Annotated in this window: 17 protein-coding genes and 1 tRNA gene; 11 read left to right on the forward strand and 7 right to left on the reverse strand. The window is 68.9% G+C overall.

The window, feature by feature from the left end; all coding sequences use genetic code 11:
• Nucleotide 1 precedes the first annotated feature (1 nt).
• The 5 genes from J2X65_RS00490 (at nucleotide 2) to J2X65_RS00510 (ending at nucleotide 3,815) form a co-directional block, all read left to right on the forward strand.
• Nucleotides 2–307 carry a hypothetical protein gene (locus tag J2X65_RS00490; protein ID WP_310196461.1) on the forward strand — a complete coding sequence of 102 codons (306 nt, stop codon included), beginning with the start codon at nucleotides 2–4 and terminating at the stop codon, nucleotides 305–307.
• Nucleotides 308–442: 135 nt separating this feature from the next.
• Nucleotides 443–730, forward strand: coding sequence for an Asp-tRNA(Asn)/Glu-tRNA(Gln) amidotransferase subunit GatC (gene gatC, locus J2X65_RS00495; RefSeq protein ID WP_310196465.1), 288 nt, complete (start codon nucleotides 443–445; stop codon nucleotides 728–730).
• Between the two features lie 5 nt (nucleotides 731–735).
• A complete protein-coding gene (gene gatA / locus J2X65_RS00500; RefSeq protein WP_310196467.1) occupies nucleotides 736–2,217 on the forward strand; it encodes an Asp-tRNA(Asn)/Glu-tRNA(Gln) amidotransferase subunit GatA in 1,482 nt (493 codons plus the stop codon).
• Complete coding sequence (locus J2X65_RS00505) at nucleotides 2,217–2,513, forward strand: chorismate mutase (protein ID WP_310196470.1); 297 nt, start codon at nucleotides 2,217–2,219, stop codon at nucleotides 2,511–2,513. The genes gatA and J2X65_RS00505 overlap by 1 nt, the downstream gene beginning before the upstream one ends.
• Nucleotides 2,514–2,885: 372 nt before the next feature.
• Complete coding sequence (locus tag J2X65_RS00510) at nucleotides 2,886–3,815, forward strand: DMT family transporter (RefSeq protein WP_310196474.1); 930 nt, start codon at nucleotides 2,886–2,888, stop codon at nucleotides 3,813–3,815.
• A 20-nt stretch (nucleotides 3,816–3,835) separates the two neighbouring features.
• Here J2X65_RS00510 and J2X65_RS00515 read toward each other — a convergent pair whose 3' ends face one another.
• A complete protein-coding gene (locus tag J2X65_RS00515) occupies nucleotides 3,836–4,096 on the reverse strand; it encodes a DUF6455 family protein (RefSeq protein ID WP_310196478.1) in 261 nt (86 codons plus the stop codon).
• Nucleotides 4,097–4,270: 174 nt separating this feature from the next.
• Between J2X65_RS00515 and J2X65_RS00520 the strand changes: the two genes are divergently transcribed.
• The 3 genes from J2X65_RS00520 (at nucleotide 4,271) to gatB (ending at nucleotide 7,473) form a co-directional block, all read left to right on the forward strand.
• Nucleotides 4,271–4,837 (forward strand): hypothetical protein, encoded by a 567-nt coding sequence (locus J2X65_RS00520; protein WP_310196480.1) that lies wholly within the window; start codon nucleotides 4,271–4,273, stop codon nucleotides 4,835–4,837.
• 221 nt (nucleotides 4,838–5,058) lie between these two features.
• Complete coding sequence (locus J2X65_RS00525) at nucleotides 5,059–5,586, forward strand: GNAT family N-acetyltransferase (protein ID WP_310196483.1); 528 nt, start codon at nucleotides 5,059–5,061, stop codon at nucleotides 5,584–5,586.
• A 399-nt stretch (nucleotides 5,587–5,985) separates the two neighbouring features.
• Entirely contained in the window at nucleotides 5,986–7,473 is a 1,488-nt protein-coding gene (gene gatB / locus J2X65_RS00530) for an Asp-tRNA(Asn)/Glu-tRNA(Gln) amidotransferase subunit GatB (RefSeq protein ID WP_310196485.1), read from the forward strand.
• A 100-nt stretch (nucleotides 7,474–7,573) separates the two neighbouring features.
• On the opposite strand, the gene J2X65_RS00535 is transcribed toward gatB, so the two are convergent.
• Nucleotides 7,574–7,876 carry a hypothetical protein gene (locus tag J2X65_RS00535; RefSeq protein ID WP_310196489.1) on the reverse strand — a complete coding sequence of 101 codons (303 nt, stop codon included), beginning with the start codon at nucleotides 7,874–7,876 and terminating at the stop codon, nucleotides 7,574–7,576.
• A 329-nt stretch (nucleotides 7,877–8,205) separates the two neighbouring features.
• Here J2X65_RS00535 and J2X65_RS00540 point away from each other — a divergent pair, with 329 nt between their 5' ends.
• The 3 genes from J2X65_RS00540 (at nucleotide 8,206) to J2X65_RS00550 (ending at nucleotide 10,092) form a co-directional block, all read left to right on the forward strand.
• Nucleotides 8,206–8,916, forward strand: a complete 711-nt coding sequence (locus J2X65_RS00540; RefSeq protein WP_310196492.1) for a glutathione S-transferase N-terminal domain-containing protein — start codon at nucleotides 8,206–8,208, stop codon at nucleotides 8,914–8,916.
• Nucleotides 8,917–9,037: 121 nt separating this feature from the next.
• Entirely contained in the window at nucleotides 9,038–9,745 is a 708-nt protein-coding gene (locus tag J2X65_RS00545) for a hypothetical protein (RefSeq protein ID WP_310196494.1), read from the forward strand.
• 255 nt (nucleotides 9,746–10,000) lie between these two features.
• Nucleotides 10,001–10,092: transfer RNA gene (locus J2X65_RS00550), tRNA-Ser, on the forward strand.
• 109 nt (nucleotides 10,093–10,201) lie between these two features.
• On the opposite strand, the gene J2X65_RS00555 is transcribed toward J2X65_RS00550, so the two are convergent.
• From J2X65_RS00555 to J2X65_RS00575, 5 genes are read right to left on the reverse strand one after another with little or no spacing between them, the layout of a single operon-like run.
• Nucleotides 10,202–11,866, reverse strand: coding sequence for an ABC transporter ATP-binding protein (locus J2X65_RS00555; protein ID WP_310196497.1), 1,665 nt, complete (start codon nucleotides 11,864–11,866; stop codon nucleotides 10,202–10,204).
• Nucleotides 11,863–12,786 (reverse strand): ABC transporter permease, encoded by a 924-nt coding sequence (locus J2X65_RS00560; RefSeq protein ID WP_310196501.1) that lies wholly within the window; start codon nucleotides 12,784–12,786, stop codon nucleotides 11,863–11,865. The genes J2X65_RS00555 and J2X65_RS00560 overlap by 4 nt, the downstream gene beginning before the upstream one ends.
• Complete coding sequence (locus tag J2X65_RS00565; RefSeq protein ID WP_310196504.1) at nucleotides 12,783–13,649, reverse strand: ABC transporter permease; 867 nt, start codon at nucleotides 13,647–13,649, stop codon at nucleotides 12,783–12,785. Before J2X65_RS00565 ends, J2X65_RS00560 begins: the two co-directional genes overlap by 4 nt.
• A complete protein-coding gene (locus J2X65_RS00570) occupies nucleotides 13,646–15,205 on the reverse strand; it encodes an ABC transporter substrate-binding protein (protein WP_310196507.1) in 1,560 nt (519 codons plus the stop codon). Before J2X65_RS00570 ends, J2X65_RS00565 begins: the two co-directional genes overlap by 4 nt.
• Nucleotides 15,202–16,518, reverse strand: coding sequence for an alkaline phosphatase family protein (locus J2X65_RS00575; RefSeq protein WP_310196510.1), 1,317 nt, complete (start codon nucleotides 16,516–16,518; stop codon nucleotides 15,202–15,204). The genes J2X65_RS00570 and J2X65_RS00575 overlap by 4 nt, the downstream gene beginning before the upstream one ends.
• Between the last annotated feature and the right edge of the window lie 3 nt (nucleotides 16,519–16,521).

Genomic DNA, 16,521 nt, shown 5'->3' on the forward strand with positions numbered 1-16,521 from the left:
CATGTCGATTTCCCTCACCACGCTCCGCCGGGGCGCGGCGGCCTCGCTGTGCCTCGGCGCCCTGGTTCTCGTCGCGGCGCCGGCACTGGCCGACAAGGCCGCCGCCGATGCCTGCGCCGCCGGGCTCAATGCCGACGGCAAGGCGATCTATGCCGCCTCGTTCGCGTCGATCAGCTCGGGCGGCGACGTTCGCGGCGTCGTGACCGACAAGACCCGCTCGCTGGCCATGGGCGGCAAGATCGATCGCGGCGCGGCCCGCACCAATGCCGAAGCCGCCGGCAAGTGCCTGGCGCTCGCCGGTAGTTGAGCCCCCGCGGCACGGGCGGCCGGCCGCGATGAATTCCCCGCCCCGCGGCGGCGGCGGCGCCAAGCTGCGTTGCGGGACGCGCCGCCGGCCTGCTATACGGCGCGGCAGCATTGTCACGTCGTGTCGGGAATTCGGATGTCGGTCGATCAGGCGACGGTCCGGCGGGTCGCGCATCTCGCGCGCATCGCCGTCACCGAGGAAGAAGTGGTCCATCTCCAGGGCGAGCTGAACGCCATCCTGGCCTTCGTGGACGAGCTGGCCGAGGTCGACGTCGCCGGCGTCGAGCCGATGACCAGCGTCATCCCCATGACGTTGCCGCTGCGCCAGGACACGGTGACGGACGGCTTCTATCCCGAACGGGTGCTCGCCAACGCTCCGGTGGCCGAGGACGGCTTCTTTGCCGTGCCCAAGGTGGTGGAGTGAGCGCGATGACCGAACTTACCCGCCTGACCATCACCGCCGCCCGCGAGGGGCTGGCGCAGGGCCATTTCACCGCCACCGAGCTCACCCAGGCCTATCTCGACGCCATCGCGCCCGCCGGCGACCTCAACGCCTATGTGCTGGCGACGCCGGAAAAGGCGCTGGAGATGGCCAAGGCCAGCGACGCGCGCATCGCCAGGGGCGAGGCGGGGCCGCTGGAAGGTATCCCGCTCGGGGTGAAGGACAATTACGCGGTGGATGGCGTGCGCACCACCGCCGGCTCCAACATGCTGAAGAACTTCGTGCCGCAATACGAATCCACCGTCACCTCCAAGCTGTGGGGCGACGGCGCGGTGCTGCTCGGCAAACTGAACCAGGACGAGTTCGCCATGGGCTCCTCCACCGAATCGAGCGCCTTCGGCCCGACGGTGAACCCGTGGAGGCGCGACGGGTCCGATCAGCCGCTGGTGCCCGGCGGCTCCTCCGGCGGCGTGGCGGCGGCGGTGGCGGCGCATATCTGCGCCGGCGCGGCCGGCACCGATACCGGCGGCTCGATCCGCCAGCCGGCGGCCTTCACCGGCACGGTCGGCATCAAGCCGACCTATGGCCGCTGCTCGCGCTGGGGCATCATCGCCTATGCCTCCTCGCTCGACCAGGCCGGGCCGATCGCCCGCTCGGTGAACGACGCGGCATTGCTGCTGCGCTCCATGGCCGGGCACGACCCGAAGGATTCCACCAGCGTCGACCGGCCGGTGCCGGACTATCAGCAGGCGGTGGGCGGCTCGGTGAAGGGCATGCGCATCGGCATCCCCCGCGAATACCGCGTCGACGGCATGTCCGGCGAGATCGCCAGCCTGTGGGACGAGGGTGCGCAATGGCTGCGCGACGCCGGCGCCGAGGTGGTGGACATCAGCCTGCCGCACAGCAAATACGCGCTGCCCGCCTATTACATCGTGGCGCTGGCCGAGGCCTCCTCCAACCTCGCGCGCTATGACGGCGTGCGCTATGGCGAGCGGGTGCCCGGCCGCGACATCGTCGAGATGTACGAGAAGACCCGCGCGAGCGGCTTCGGCGCCGAGGTGCGCCGGCGCATCATGATCGGCACCTATGTGCTCTCCGCCGGCTATTACGACGCCTATTACGTGCGGGCGCAGAAGGTCCGCACGCTGATCAAGCGCGACTTCGAGAACGCCTTCCATGCCGGCATCGACGCGGTGCTGGCGCCGGCGACGCCGTCGCCCGCCTTCGGCATCGGCGAGAAGTCCGGCGCCGACCCGGTGGAGATGTACCTGCAGGACGTGTTCACGGTGACGCTCAACATGGCCGGGCTGCCCGGCATCGCGGTGCCGGCGGGGCTCTCCGGCGACGGGCTGCCGCTCGGGCTGCAGCTGATCGGCCGGCCCTTCGGCGAAGAGGCGCTGTTCTCGCTCGCGCAGGTGATCGAGGACGCCGCCGGCCGCTTCGAATGCCCCGAGAAGTGGTGGCTGTGATGGCGCGCCTGCTGCCCGAGAACGAGCGCGCCCTGGCGCCCTTCCGGGCGGAGATCGACGCCCTCGACGCGCAGATGGTGGAGCTGCTCGCCAAGCGCTTCGAGGTGGTGAAGCACGTCATCGCGGTGAAGAAGGCCGAGGGGCTGGCGGCGCTGCTGCCCGAGCGGGTCGAGGACGTGGTGGAGAAGGTGACCGCCACCGCCGAGACCAAGGGCGTGCCGCCGGAACTCGCCGAGAAGCTGTGGCGGGTGCTGATCCAATGGGTGGTCGACTACGAGAACGAGCGGCTCGGCTGAGCGGCGGCGTCGCCGGTGGTTATCCGCTTTCCTCTCCCCGTTGGGGAGAGGCGGCCCGCGAAGCGGGTCGGTGAGGGGAGACAACGTTGGGAGGCCCCGAAGGCCCCTCACCAGCCCTCTCCGTCAAACTCAGCTGTTGCCAAGTTTGACGTTCCAAAGATCGAACTCGGCAATAGCCGAGTTCGAGGCGGGGAGAGGGAGTTCCGTCGCTGTTTCCGCAATTGCCGGCTGGAGACTCAGAAGGCTCTCGTGTGAGAGCCGTCTGCCGCGAAGGTCGAATGGCGGATGCGGCGTCGCCGTGCTTTGAGCGGGCGCCCGTCCGACCGGCCGGAGCCTGAACGGCGGCGCCGGGCCGCCGAGGACGTCATCCCTGTGTTTCTCCCCGAAATCATGGCGGTGGGCGCCGCCAGCTGCATCGCGCTGAGCGCCATGTTCGTCAGCGAGCTGAATGGGCGCGTCGGCCTGTTCCGCCTCACCCGCTGGCAGATGAGCGCCGCCTTCCTGATGAACGCCGCCGTCGCCACCGCGCTCGGCGGCTGGAGCAGCATCGGCGCGGCGCAGCTGGGGCTGCTGGCGGCCTCCGGGCTGTTCGGCATCGTCATCGCCAGCACCACCTATTTCGCCGCGATCTACTCCGCCGGCCCGCGCATCACCGCGCTGCTGTTCGCGCTCACCTCGCCCTTCGCGCTGGCCCTGGGCTATGTCGCGCTGGGCGAGACGATCAGCGCGCGGCAGGGGTTGGGCGTGGCGCTGGTGCTGGCGGGCGTGGCGCTGGCGGTGGGGGTGCCGCGGCGGCGGCGAGGCGAGGCTGAACGGCCGGCGCTTCCGGCGCCGGAAGGCGCGCCGCGCCCGAAGGGGCCGCGGGTCGGGCCGGCCTGGGCGGGCATCGGGCTCGGGGTGGTGACAGCACTCGGGCAGGCGCTCGGCAATCTGTTCGCCCGCCCGGTCATGGCGGCCGGTGTCGAGCCCTTCGCGGCGATGGCGGTGCGCTCCGGCCTCGCCGCGGCGTTTTTCGTGGCGCTGGCGGTGTTTCCCTTCGCGCGGCGCGACACCGCGCCGGCGACGCCGCGCAATGTGGCGACGGCGGTCGGCTCGGCCTTCTTCGGCACCGTGCTGGGCATGGCGCTGCTGATGGCGGCGCTGGCGGGCGGCAATGTCGGCGTGGTCTCGACGCTGTCCTCGATGGCGCCGGTGGCGATCCTGCCGATGGTGTGGCTGCGCTCGGGCGTCGCGCCGTCGCCGGCCGCCTGGATCGGCGCGGTGGTGGCGATCCTCGGCACGGGGCTGATGAGCATCGGTTGAGCGGGCGGCCCGGCGGGCGCTCAGCGCGGGGCGTCGATCTCCGCCTCGACCCATTGGCGGAACGTCGCGGCGTTGCGGCAGAACTCCGGCGGCGGGGCGTTCTCGGCCGCGCGGGCCAGCCAGTCGCGGCAGGCGGCGCCGGCGCGGCAGCCGAGGCAGCGCTCGGCGCCGGCGCGCAGTTCGCCGGGCGGGATCGCCGACGGATCGAGTTCGTGCAGGCCCATATGGCCGGCCATGTGCCGGAACAGCGTGAGCCTCTCGTCGATGGTGTCGATGCGCATCTTTCGCCTCCCTCACATCCGCCGGCAGCCTGCCGGACCGGGGGGCATCCGGCCTTGATCTGGCGCAAGTCGCTGCAACCGTTGCGCGACCGCCCTTTCCGGCGCACTCTCTCCCCGGAAACCCAGGGCGCGCGGGGGGCGCGCCGTGCCGTCGCCAAATGTGGGAGGCGTGGCATGGAGTGGTTGAATGCGCTGTTCCAGAACGGCCCGGCGATCATCCGGGCCGCGAGCGAGACGGGGCTCGGCATCGTCGCGCTGGTGTGCCTCATCATCGGCTGCGTCGGCGTGGTCTTTCTCGCCCGCACCCACAGCACCCATCCGTGGATCGGGTTCTTCACCTTCGCGCTGTTCCTGCTCGGCTCGCTGAGCCTGGCGGTGGTGGCGCTCTATACCGGCGCCAAGCGGCCGCTGGCGCTGGCCGATGCCCGCGTGATCAGCTTCAAGACCCCCTATTACAACGAGCAGACCAAGACGGTGCGACTGCTCGACGCCAGCGTGATCAATCTCGGCGACAAGGTGTGGCGCGAATTTCAGGAACGGCCGGACGGCAATGCGGAGTATTACCACCTCGTGAAGACCATCGAGCCGGACCGCATGCTGTTCATGCGCCGGCCCGGCCCGAATGGCGAGGAGGACCCGACAGAGCTGATCGTCGACCTCAGCCACAACGTGGTCTGCTGGCGCGACGGGTCGGATTCGCCGAACCTGCAATGCCCCTACGCGCTGATCTCGGTGCAGTGAGGGCGAGGGCTGCCGGCGGGGCTCCGAGGCTCCCGCCGCTCTCACCTTTCGACGCCCGAGCCGCGCTTGGGCCGCAAAGGATAGGGGCTTGTCGCGAGATGTCCCTCAGACCGAGGTGCGGAATCTTCGGCAGGGGACCCCGGTCAGCTTGATGGTCAGGACCGCATTTGGCGGACTTGCGCTGCCCAAATTCCACCCGGTGCGCAGCGTAAGTCGTTAGTATGGCAAGTGAACTGGTAACTCTCGTAACTACTCATCCCAGCGATCTCCCGACCTTCAAGAAGGAACTGCAAGACGCCTTTGCGGTGGCCGTCGTCGATGAGTTTGGAGCTCTGCCGGACGGGCCAATCCCATCCGACAAGAATCTGGAAGCCGCAATCGAAGCGCCCGGTGCTGTGGTTCTCCGCATCCTATCCGATGGTCGGAAGGTCGGCGGTGCCGTCCTGACCCTCGACATGAAAACCAATCACAACTCGCTCGATCTGTTCTTCATCAAGGTGGGCGAGCATGGCCGCGGTCTGGGCCATGAAGCGTGGCTGGCGATCGAGCGACGTTATCCAGAGACGGTCACGTGGCAGACGCATACCCCCTATTTCGAGAAGCGAAACATCCACTTTTACGTAAACAAGTGCGGCTTCAAAATCATAGAGTTCTTCAACCGGTACCATTCTGACCCGCACCAGCCGGCGGGCCAGGACGACTTACCGGGGGATGGTGACGCATTTCAGTTCGAGAAGATCATGAAGTAGCCGCAGTGGAGGCTGCGACCCTAGCTGGAGCGACCGCTTCCCTCCTGGCCGCCGCGCTGCTCGCAGAAGCGGAGGCGGTGGCCGAAGGGGTGGGGGGCCTCCATCCGCCGGCCTCAGGGCAGGGCCTCGACGCCCGACCGCATATTGGGGTTCCCCCGTGCGGGCAGTTCGGCCTTGTAGGCGGCCGGCGCCATCGCCGCGCTATGAGCATCAAGGACTGAAAACGCTCCTCCTGCAACTCGGCCAGCGCAGGAAGGCGTCCTTCGTCCTCGGCAGATCGGTACGGATGTTGATGTCCCTCCGCGCGCGCCGCCGCCGCGGCGGCTGTTCCGGTTGCCTTCCACACTGTCATGGGAGTAGTCAGGCTCCCACACGACCGCGCTGCGACGAGGCCCTCACATGAACATGCACACCCGCCCCGCCGACCCGAAGAAGCTGATCAAGGGCGCGACCGGCGATTGGGAAGTCGTCATCGGCATGGAGATCCATGCGCAGGTGACCTCCAACTCCAAGCTGTTCTCCGGCGCCTCCACCGAATTCGGCGGCGAGCCCAACTCGCATGTCTCGCTGGTCGACGCCGCGATGCCCGGCATGCTGCCGGTGATCAACGAGGAATGCGTCAAGCAGGCGGTGCGCACCGGCCTCGGGCTCAAGGCGCAGATCCACCTGAAATCGGTGTTCGACCGCAAGAACTACTTCTATCCCGACCTGCCGCAGGGCTACCAGATCAGCCAGTACAAGAGCCCGATCGTCGGCGAGGGCGTGGTGCTGGTCGACACCTCCGAGGGGCAGATCGAGGTCGGCATCGAGCGGCTGCATCTGGAGCAGGATGCCGGCAAGTCGATCCACGACCTGTCGCCGACCCAGTCGCTGGTCGACCTCAACCGCTCCGGCGTCGCGCTGATGGAGATCGTCTCCAAGCCGGACCTGCGCTCGTCGGAAGAGGCCAAGGCCTATGTGACCAAGCTGCGCACCATCCTACGCTATCTCGGCACCTGCGACGGCGACATGGAGAAGGGCAATCTGCGCGCCGACGTCAACGTTTCTGTACGCCGGCCGGGCTCCGATTTCGGCACGCGCTGCGAGATCAAGAACGTCAACTCCATCCGCTTCATCGGCCAGGCGGTTGAGGTCGAGGCGCGCCGGCAGATCGGCATCCTCGAGGATGGCGGGGTGATCGAGCAGGAGACGCGGCTGTTCGACCCCGGCCGCGGCGAGACGCGCTCCATGCGCTCCAAGGAAGAGGCGCACGACTATCGCTACTTCCCCGATCCGGACCTGCTGCCGCTGGAGTTCTCCCAGGGCTTCGTCGACGCGCTCGCCGCGCATCTGCCGGAACTGCCGGACGAGAAGAAGGCGCGCTTCGTGCGCGATTACGGGCTCTCGGCCTATGACGCCGACGTGCTGGTCGCGGAGAAGGCCACCGCCGATTATTACGAGGAGGCCGCGAAGGGCCGCGACGCCAAGGCGGCGGCGAACTTCGTCATCAACGAGCTGTTCGGCCGGCTGAACAAGGAAGGCCGGAGCATCGAGACCTCGCCGGTCTCCGCCGCGCAGATCGGCGCCATCGTCGACCTGATCGCCGACGGCACCATCTCCGGCAAGATCGCCAAGGACCTGTTCGAGATCGTGTTCACCGAGGCAGGAAACGGACCTTTGGACCCGCGCGCGGTGGTCGAAGAGCGCGGCCTGAAGCAGGTGACCGACACCGGCGCGATCGAGGCGGCGGTGGACGCGATCATCGCCGCCAACCCGGACAAGGTGGCGCAGGTGATCGCCAAGCCGACCATGCTCGGCTGGTTCGTCGGCCAGGTGATGAAGCAGACCGGCGGCAAGGCCAATCCGCAGGCGGTGAACGACCTGCTCAAGGGCAAGCTCGGCATCTGAGGCGGGCCGGGCGGCCGTGACCGCCGCGCCGCCGGGCGGCGAAGGGAAGGGCGCGCGGGGGAGGGCGCCGTTCCCTTCGCGAGCTCCGTCGGGGAAAGCGTCAGGCGCCCTTCACGCAGCTCGACAGGAACGCCTTGCGGTTCATGTCGTTGAGCTTGCCGCCCTTCTCGCCGGTCTTCCATTCCTTCTCGCAGGCCTTGAGCTTGGAGGTCTGCGCGACCTTGATCGGCTTGGCGGACGGGGTGGAGGCGGTCTGCGCCGGGGCATAGGCGCTGGCGGCGGGCGCCGGCGCCGTGCCGGCGGGGGCGGGGCTGGCGGCAAAGGCCGCGGCGGAGGTGACGACGAAGGCGGCGGTGGCGATTCCGGTGGCGAGGCGACGACCGGTGAAACGGGTGCGGTTCATGTCCTGATCCTCCATGGCGTCCGTCATCAGCGGCGGACGGTCGACAGGATAGCTCCGGCCCGATGTCGCAAATTCGGCCCGGCCAAGCAGAATTCGTGTCATTACATGAATGTAATCGACGAATACTTCCGCAGAGGCATCCCAATTCGTGGCGTTGCGGAAGGGGTGGCCGGCGGCGGCGTGGGTTTGCGCCATCAAACGCCCGCCATGCCGGTGTCTTCGGCACTGGCGGCACCCGGCGCGGCCCCGCTTGCAAGCCGGCTCGCGCGGCCCTAGTTCTGTTGGCGAGACGCCCAAAAGGGGGCGGGACTGTGGAGGGCCGCGTGCCCATGGCCGAACTTCAGACGAACCCGATCAAGCTCTATTACTGGCCGACGCCGAACGGCTGGAAGATCAGCATCATGCTGGAAGAGTGCGGGTTGCCCTATGAGGTCATCCCGGTGAACATCGCCAAGGGCGACCAGTTCAAGCCCGAATTCCTGGCGATCTCGCCCAACAACAAGATTCCCGCCATCGTCGATCCGCAGGGACCGGACGGTGCGCCGATCTCGGTGTTCGAGTCGGGGGCGATCCTGCAATATCTCGGCCGCAAGACCGGGCTGTTCTATCCCGCCACCGAGCGCGGACGGGTCGAGGTCGACCAGTGGCTGTTCTGGCAGATGGCCGGGCTGGGGCCGATGGCCGGGCAGACGCACCATTTCCGCATCTATGCGCCGGAGAAGCTGCCCTACGCCATCGACCGCTACACCAACGAGACCCACCGGCTGTACGGGGTGATGAACAAGCGCCTCGGCGACCGCGACTATCTCGCCGGCGACTATTCCATCGCCGACATCGCCTGCCTCGGCTGGGCGAAGCTGTGGGAGCGGCAGGGCCAGAACATCGAGGAATTCCCCAACCTCAAGGCCTGGCTGGCCCGCATGCTGGCCCGCCCGGCGGTGAAGCGCGGCCTCTCGGTGAACGCCGAGGACCGCAACAAGACCGACCTCGCCACCGACAAGGAAGCGCAGAAGGTGCTGTTCGGCCAGCGTGCCCGCTGACGCACCCGCAGCGGCGGATTCGGCCGTCTGCCGCCGGGGCCGGGCGAGCCGAGGTGCGTTCCGTTTTCGCACCGGATGATCTAACCTGCGGCCTGACGTGGCGTCACCCGAGGGGCGGGCGATGACGGACATGGACCCGGTCGGCGGCAGTCACGCCGCGATCTCCGACGATTATACCGAGGGAATCGTCGGCTCCATCGCCGCCGAGGCGGTGCGGCGCGCGGTGGTGGTCGCCTGGATGGCGGTGCTGCTCGGCCTTCTCGTGCAGCTGCTGATGCTCGCGCTCAATCTCGGCCTCGGCACCGGCTGGCCGGGCGTGGCGGTGCTCGGCGACGTGGCCCAGGGGGTGAGCTGGGCGGTGCTGGTGTGCATCGGCCTCGCCGTGGGCACGGTGGCCGGGCGCGACCGCGCGCTGGTGATGGGGCTGCTGGGGCTGGTCTCCGGCCCCGTGGCCTGGGGGATCGCCAAGGGCGCGCAGCGCACGGTGCAATCGGCGATGGACCTCGCCCCGGCGGGGATCGACCTGTTCTTCTATCTCGTCTGTGCCATCAAGGGCATTGAATATGCCGCTCTCGGCGCCGTGCTGGGTTATCTGTCGCAGCACGAGGTGACCCGTATCCGCAGCTATTTCCTGCTCGGCGTGGCGGTGGGCGTGCTGGCCGCCGGGGCGATGACCGGGCTGAACCTGTGGCGGGCGGCGCAACTCGGCACGGCGGTGACTCCGGCCCGGCTGATCGGCACGGCGGTGAACGAGTTCGTGTTCCCGATCGGCTGCGCGCTGGTGATCTGCATGGCGCTGAGGATGAAGCGGCTGGTCGGGCTGCGTTAGGGCGAGGGGGGCGCCGGCCGGCTCGTCGGTCGTCTCCCCGCCGAGGCGCGGAGCGTGTTGCCGCCGGCGCCCGCTCCGAGGACCGGCCTCACCTCCATGCCCGCCGGCGCGGCGGTTTGGACTTCCTGCGCGCGCATGGCGTGGGACGGGGCGGGCGAAAATGCTGTTGGGCCTTGACCAGACCCGTCGCGATACCTAGACAGGTCGCCGTCGCGGGGTGTGCTTCGTTGTTGAGGCGGGCAAGCTCGGCCGACCGGAGACGTGGCCGAGAGGCTGAAGGCACTCGTTTGCTAAATGAGCAGACCCCTAAAAGGGTCTCGAGGGTTCGAATCCCTCCGTCTCCGCCATTTCAACTCCATTTCCGCGATGGCGTCCGCTGTTGCTGCCGAATGCCGCCGGGCGTTGGGGGCGCTTGACGGCACGCCGAATGCCGATTGCCGGCATCCGGAGGTGGGATCAAACGACGGGCGTCGTTTCCGCGCCAGCCACCTCGCTGGACTGCGGGCGTTCGACCCGCGCTTCCTGCCATAAGCGCTCGAGTGGCGAGATAAGCCGGGCCGACAGCAGGCGCCGCGTGTAGGGATCGCGAACCTGCGCCAGGTTGAGGTCTTCGGGCCCACAATTCTCCACAATGCGCCCCCTGTGCATGACCAGCACCTCGTCGGAAATCCAGCGCACCGCGTCGAGGTCGTGGCCGACGAAGAGCATGGCGAAGCCGCGCTCCCCCTGCAGCCGCTTCAACAGTTCAAGGATCTGCACCTTCACCGTCATGTCGAGTGCCGAGATCACTTCGTCGCAAATCAGCACCTCGGGGTCACACAGCAGGGCGCGGGCAATGCAGGCGCGCTGGCGCTGGCCGCCGGAGAGCTGGTGCGGGTAGCGCGCGGCGTGTTCGGCATCGAGGCCGACTTCGCGCAGGCCCCGGGTAATGCGGCCAGCACGCGCGGGCGCCGGAACGCCCGCCAGAGCCAACGGCTCCGCCAGCGCCCGGCCGATGGTCAGCCGCGGATTGAGCGCGCCATAGGGATTTTGGAACACCATCTGGCAGCGGCGGCGCAGCGCGTTCGGCAGAGGCTTTCCGCCGGGCCCGATTACATGGCCAAGCAGGCGGATGCTCCCCGTGGAGGGCGTGCGCAGCCCGGCAAGAGCGGCCGCGAGCGTGCTCTTGCCGGACCCGGATTCACCGAGCAGACCGACGGTGCGGCGGGCCACGAGGAACAGCGAGGCATCCTGCACGGCGCGGAACGTGCTGCCGAACAGGCGGCGCGCGGTATAGTCGATACTCACATTCTCGGCTGTCGCCACGACATGGCGCAGCGGAATAGGCGATGCCGTCACGGCGTCGAACAGCCGCCCGGAACCGACGAGACGCGCTGTGTAGGGATGGCGCGGCTGGGCGATGATCTGCGCCGCCGGGCCGTCTTCGACGATGCGCCCGTGCTGCATCACCGCAATGGTGTGGCCGAGCGCGGCGGCAACCGCGAGGTCATGGGTGATGATCAGCAAGGCGAGGCGGCGGCTCGTCTGCAGCCGCGCCAGCAAGGCCACGATGTCGGCCTGCACGCAGGCGTCGAGCGCGCTGGTCGGCTCATCGGCGATCAGGAGGTCCGGCTCGCCGGCCAGCGCCATCGCGATCATCACGCGCTGCTGCTGCCCGCCGGATAGCTGGTGCGGGTAGCGCCGGGCGAGTGCCGCCGGATCGGGCAGCTCCACCTCGGCGAGGCCGTCCTCGATCCGCCGGCGCCGTTCGGAGGGAGACGTAATGCCGGCGCGCCGGAGCGTCTCGTCGATCTGGGCCGCCACCCGCATGAACGGATTGAGACAAGCCATCGGATCCTGGAACACCATGGCGATGCGCCGTCCGCGCAGCGCCCGCCAGCCGTGCTCGTCGCGCGGCGCGAGGGGGCGGCCCTCTATAGTGAGACGGGTCGCCGGATCGACGACGAGCTCCTCGGGCAGCAGGCCGAGCAAGGACAAGGCGGTGAGCGATTTGCCGGAGCCGGATTCGCCGATGATGGCGAGCGTGCGCCCGGCCTCGATGTCGAGCGAGACGCCGTCCACCAGGCGCCGTCCGCCCGCGCTGACAATGAGGTTGCGCAGGGAAAGAAGAGGCCCGGTCATGACGTCATCCTCGGGTCGATCAGGCGATGGAGGAGATCGGTGGCGGCATTGATCACCACCAGCGCGACGGCGATGACAAGGATCGCCGCCTGGATGACCGGGTAGTCGCGGCCATGGATCGCGTTGAGCAGCAGGCTGCCGACGCCCGGCAGGCCAAACAGTACCTCCATGGTCAGCGTGCCCGCCACGAGGCTGGTCAGCACGAGCCCGGACAGCGCGAGCATGACCGGCACGGCGGTCGGCAGCAGATGGCGCAGGGCGATGCGCCAGGGCGCCAGCCCCTTGGCGCGGGCAGTGCGCACATGGGCGGAGGTCGCCGCCTCGCGCAGCTCCTCGTGCAGCGGCTTGACGATCACCCCGGCACTGTCGATGCCGATGATGATGACCGGCAGGTTCATCGAGCCGAGGACCGGCAACCAGCCGAGCCAGACGGAAAACACCAGGATGCCGATCACGCCGACGCAGAAAGTCGGCAGGGCGATGGACCAGACGCTGAAGAGGTTGACCAGTTCCCGGAGAACGCGATTGCCGGTGGTCACCGCCCCGACCGCAAGGGCGAGGGCAAGGCCGAGACCGAGAGCGAAGCTGAGCGCGGCGAAGAGCAGCGTGGTCGGCAGGGCGGTGCCGAGCATGCCCGACACCGGGCGGCCGAAGCGGATGGAGTCGCCGAAATCGCCCTTAAGCGCCCGCCAGCTCCAGGCGACGAGCTGCTCGGGGACGCTTCGATCCAGCCCGAGCTCATGGCGCAACGCGACCTGCTGGGCGGCGGTGAGATCGCCCTCGAGGCCCTTCACGTCGACGGCGTCGCCGGGAACCAGCCGGGCGAGCAGGAACACGACGACGACGATGCCGGTCGCCTGCACCAGCATCCGCGCCAGCGCGATGGCAAAGGGCGAAAGACGGTGGAGAACGGTTTTCATAGCGCGGCCTCGTCCGCGGCGCGCAGCGGATCGAGCCTGCGGCGCACCGCATCGCCGATCATCGACAGCGACAGGGTCAGCGCCACGATGGCGAGCACCGGCGCCAGAATGGCATGCGGGGACGTCTCGATGTAATGGCTGGCATCGGCCACCATGCGGCCCCAGGTCGGCTGATCCGGCGAGGAGCCGAGGCCGAGGAAGCTGAGCACCGATTCCGTCACCACGCAGCGCGGCAGCAGGATCGCGGCCTGGGTTATGAGGCCGCCGACAAGGTTTGGCGCGATGTGCAGGCGCAGCACGTGCAGTCGTCCGCCCCCGAACAGCCGTGCGGCCGTGACATAGTCCTTCACCGCCTCGCGGTGGAAGGTGGCACGGGCGACATAGGCGAAGAAGGGGGCAAAGGCGATGCCGAGCGCGATCATCACCGGCTGCGCCCCGGCGCCCAGCGCCACGATGAGCAGCAGCGCCAGCAGGACGTCCGGCATGGCGCGCACGAGATCGATCAGCGCGAACATCGCCGTCTCCGCGGCCCGCCCGAAGGACAGCGCGACGAGGCCGAGACCGGCGCCGAGGATGAAGGCAACCAGCGCCCCGCCGAAGCCGACCACCAGCGTGGTGCGGGCGCCCATGACGAGACGGGAGAACACGTCCCGCCCCATATGGTCGGTGCCCAGCCAGTGCTCCGCGCCGGGAGGCTGGTTCAGCGCCAGCAGGTCCTGGTCGAGCGGATCGAACGGGGTGATCAGCGGCGCGGCGAGGGCGAGCGCGATGATCGCCGCCAGCACCAGCGCCGCGATCACGGTGCGCGGGGAAAGCCCCCGTCGCACCGCTCCGCCCACCTCGGAGGGGAGCGCGAGGCTCACGACCGGCCCGCGAGCCAGGTCTGGGCCACGCCGCCATCCACCCGGTTGGGCGACCAGGTGAAGCCGGGCTCATAGCCCTCGACGCCCTTGCGGATGACGATCTGGTCGGCATCCATGCCGAGCGCGACGACATAGTAGTTGTCCATCACCATCTTCCAGGCGTCGAGATAGTGCTGGCGGCGGGTGGCGAGGTCGGTTTCGGCCACAGCCTTCTTCACCAGCGCGTCGAAGGCCGAATCCTGGATGCCGCCCCACAGCACCGGGTTCGGCCCGTCGCTCATCAGCCGCACATAGCGCAGGAAGATGTCGGCGCGCGGACCTGAGCTCATGCAGTTCATGTCCCAGTCATACTGACCGAGCCGCTTCTGCGTGCCGATGTCGTCGAGCGCGACGTGGTTCACGTTGAAGCCGAGCTTGCGCACCATCTGCACCACCACCTGCGGGTAGCTTTCCTGCCAGGAGACGAACTCGATGGTTTCCTTGCTGGGATCGACGCCCGCTTCCTTCAGCAGCGCCTTGGCCTTGCCGAGGTCCGCCTTGGCATGCGGGTCGGCCTTGAACAGCGCGTCATCGAAATACAGATTGCCGGGGCCGACCATCTGGTTGGAGACCACGCCGGTGCCCGCCGAGGCGAAGTTGATGAATGCCGCCTTGTCGATCGCGTAGGCGAGCGCCTGGCGCACGCGCACATCGTTGAAGGGCGGGCGCGGCTTGCGGTTGTTGAAGGCGACGAAGTACCAGCCGGCATCCTTCAGCTGGGAGACGCGCAGGTTGGGATCCTTGGCGAGCTGCTTGGCGATGTCCGCCGGCACGCTGGCAATGTCGATCTCGCCGGCGCGCAGGGCGAGCTGACGGTCCGCACCGTCGCGCAGATCCGCCTCTATGGCGCTGAGATAGGGCATGCCGCCGCGCCAATAGGCGGGGCTGGCCGGCGCGGTCAGCTTCACCTTGGGCTGCCACGTGCCGAAAGTGAACGGGCCGGTGCCGATCGGGGTGGTGATGGTGTCGTCCCAACCCGGGGATTTCGGCGAGAGAATCCAGAGTTCGGACATCAGGTTCACCAGCGGCGCATAGGGCTCGTGCATGGCGATGACCACGGTGCGGGCGTCCTGGGCGGTCACGGTTTCCACCAGCTTCATCGCCGAGGCGAGCCAACCGCCCTTTACCTTGTCCTTGACGCGGATGATGTTGGCGACGACGTCGTCGGCGCCCATCACGTCGCCATTGTGGAACGTCACGCCCTCGCGCAGCGTGAAGGTGTAGGTCTTGCCATCCGGCGAGACGGCGAAGCTCTCGGCAAGGAAGGGCGCCGCCGCGCCGTCGTCACCGATCGAGGTCAGGGCTTCGGCATAGATCTGCTGCACCGCGATCGAGCCGGTGTGTCGGTGCGGGTCTGCGGTGTCGAGACCAAGCGTCGCGTAGCGCAGCACGCCGCCGCGCGTGGGGTCGGCGGCGGCAAGCGCGCTCCGCGGCTGGAAGGGTACAAGCCCGCCGGCAAGGCCAACAGCGGCGGTGCCGGCAAGGAAGGTGCGGCGGCTGAGACTGAGCGAGGTCATCGGCGGTTCTCCGAAACGGGGATCTGAAGGGAGAAGGGGGCGGCGGCTAAACGCGGCGCGGCCTCCTGCAGGGGCCTGCCGTCGAGATCGTTTGCCGGCAGTCCGAGATGGGCGAGCAGCGTGGGCGCGATGTCGACCACGGCGGCCGGGGCGGGCGGCGCGCCGGTGCTGAAGCCGGGCCCGTCGATGACGAGCACCGGCGACTGTTCATGGATATTCAGCCCGCCATGCTGGCCGAAGCCGAGCCGGTCGGGCTTGCCGCCCTGGGGTTTGACCGCGAGACAAGAGCCGGGAATGCCGAACGCGTTGGGAGCGTCGTCGCCCCTCATGGACACGGCGAAGGCGAGGGCGCCGACCGGGGCCTGTCCGACCTTTCCGAGCTCGTCGCCGCCGAACACCGCGCCGGCCCAGGGGCGGCTGCGCAAGAAATCGTCCAGCCGGTCGTGCCGACGGCTATGGTCGGGATGCAGGTAAACCAGCGCCGAGGTGCCGTTGGCGGCGACGACGACATCATCGGAGTGGAGTTCAGCCTTGAGGCCGGCGGCGACCAGTTCGTCCTCGATGTCGATGACGCCGACAATCGTCTCATGGCCATGGTCGGACCCGGCGATCAGCAGCACCTCGTCGCCCTGCTCCCGCAATGCTTCCACGGCGGCGATGACGCGCCCGAGATTGGCGTCGGCGGCCTTGAGCACGGCCAGATGAGGCGGCGAGCCCAGCGGCGTTTCGTGCTGGATATGGTCCGGCTCGCCCATCCACAGCACCGCCAGCGCCGGGCCACCGGGCGCCAGCGCTTCGGCGATGAAGCGGGTCGTCATGGCCGCATCGCCGGCCGCGTCCAGCGTGACATCGAGGCCGTCGGCGAGGGGCGCCCGCCCGGGGCCGAAGGAGCCGGCGCGGTGGAACACCTGGCCGTGGCCGTCCGGATCATGGGCATAGGCGGCGCCGGGCGAGACATTGTTGAAGATCATCGCCCCGCCCCGCCTCGCGACCCGCTCGGCAAGGGTGGGCATGGCGAGGGAGTGGCCGGTGACGCGGCGCTTATGCTGCAGAAAGCCGGGATGTCCGACATCGTGGCGCACCAGCCGGCCGTCCTCGACCAGCACCATGGAATTGCCCTGCAGGCCGTGCCGCGCCGGCCAGCAGCCGGTCGCCAGCGTCGAGGACACTACCCGCGTCGCGGACGGAAAGGCGGAGCGATAGCTGGGAAAGAACGTGCCGCGCTCCCGCAGCGCCGCCAGATGCGGCATGCGCTCGGCATCGACGAAATCGCGACGCAGGCCGTCGAGGATGACGAGAACGGCGCGGCGCATCGC

The organism is Ancylobacter sp. 3268, from assembly GCF_031456575.1.
Lineage (GTDB): Bacteria > Pseudomonadota > Alphaproteobacteria > Rhizobiales > Xanthobacteraceae > Ancylobacter.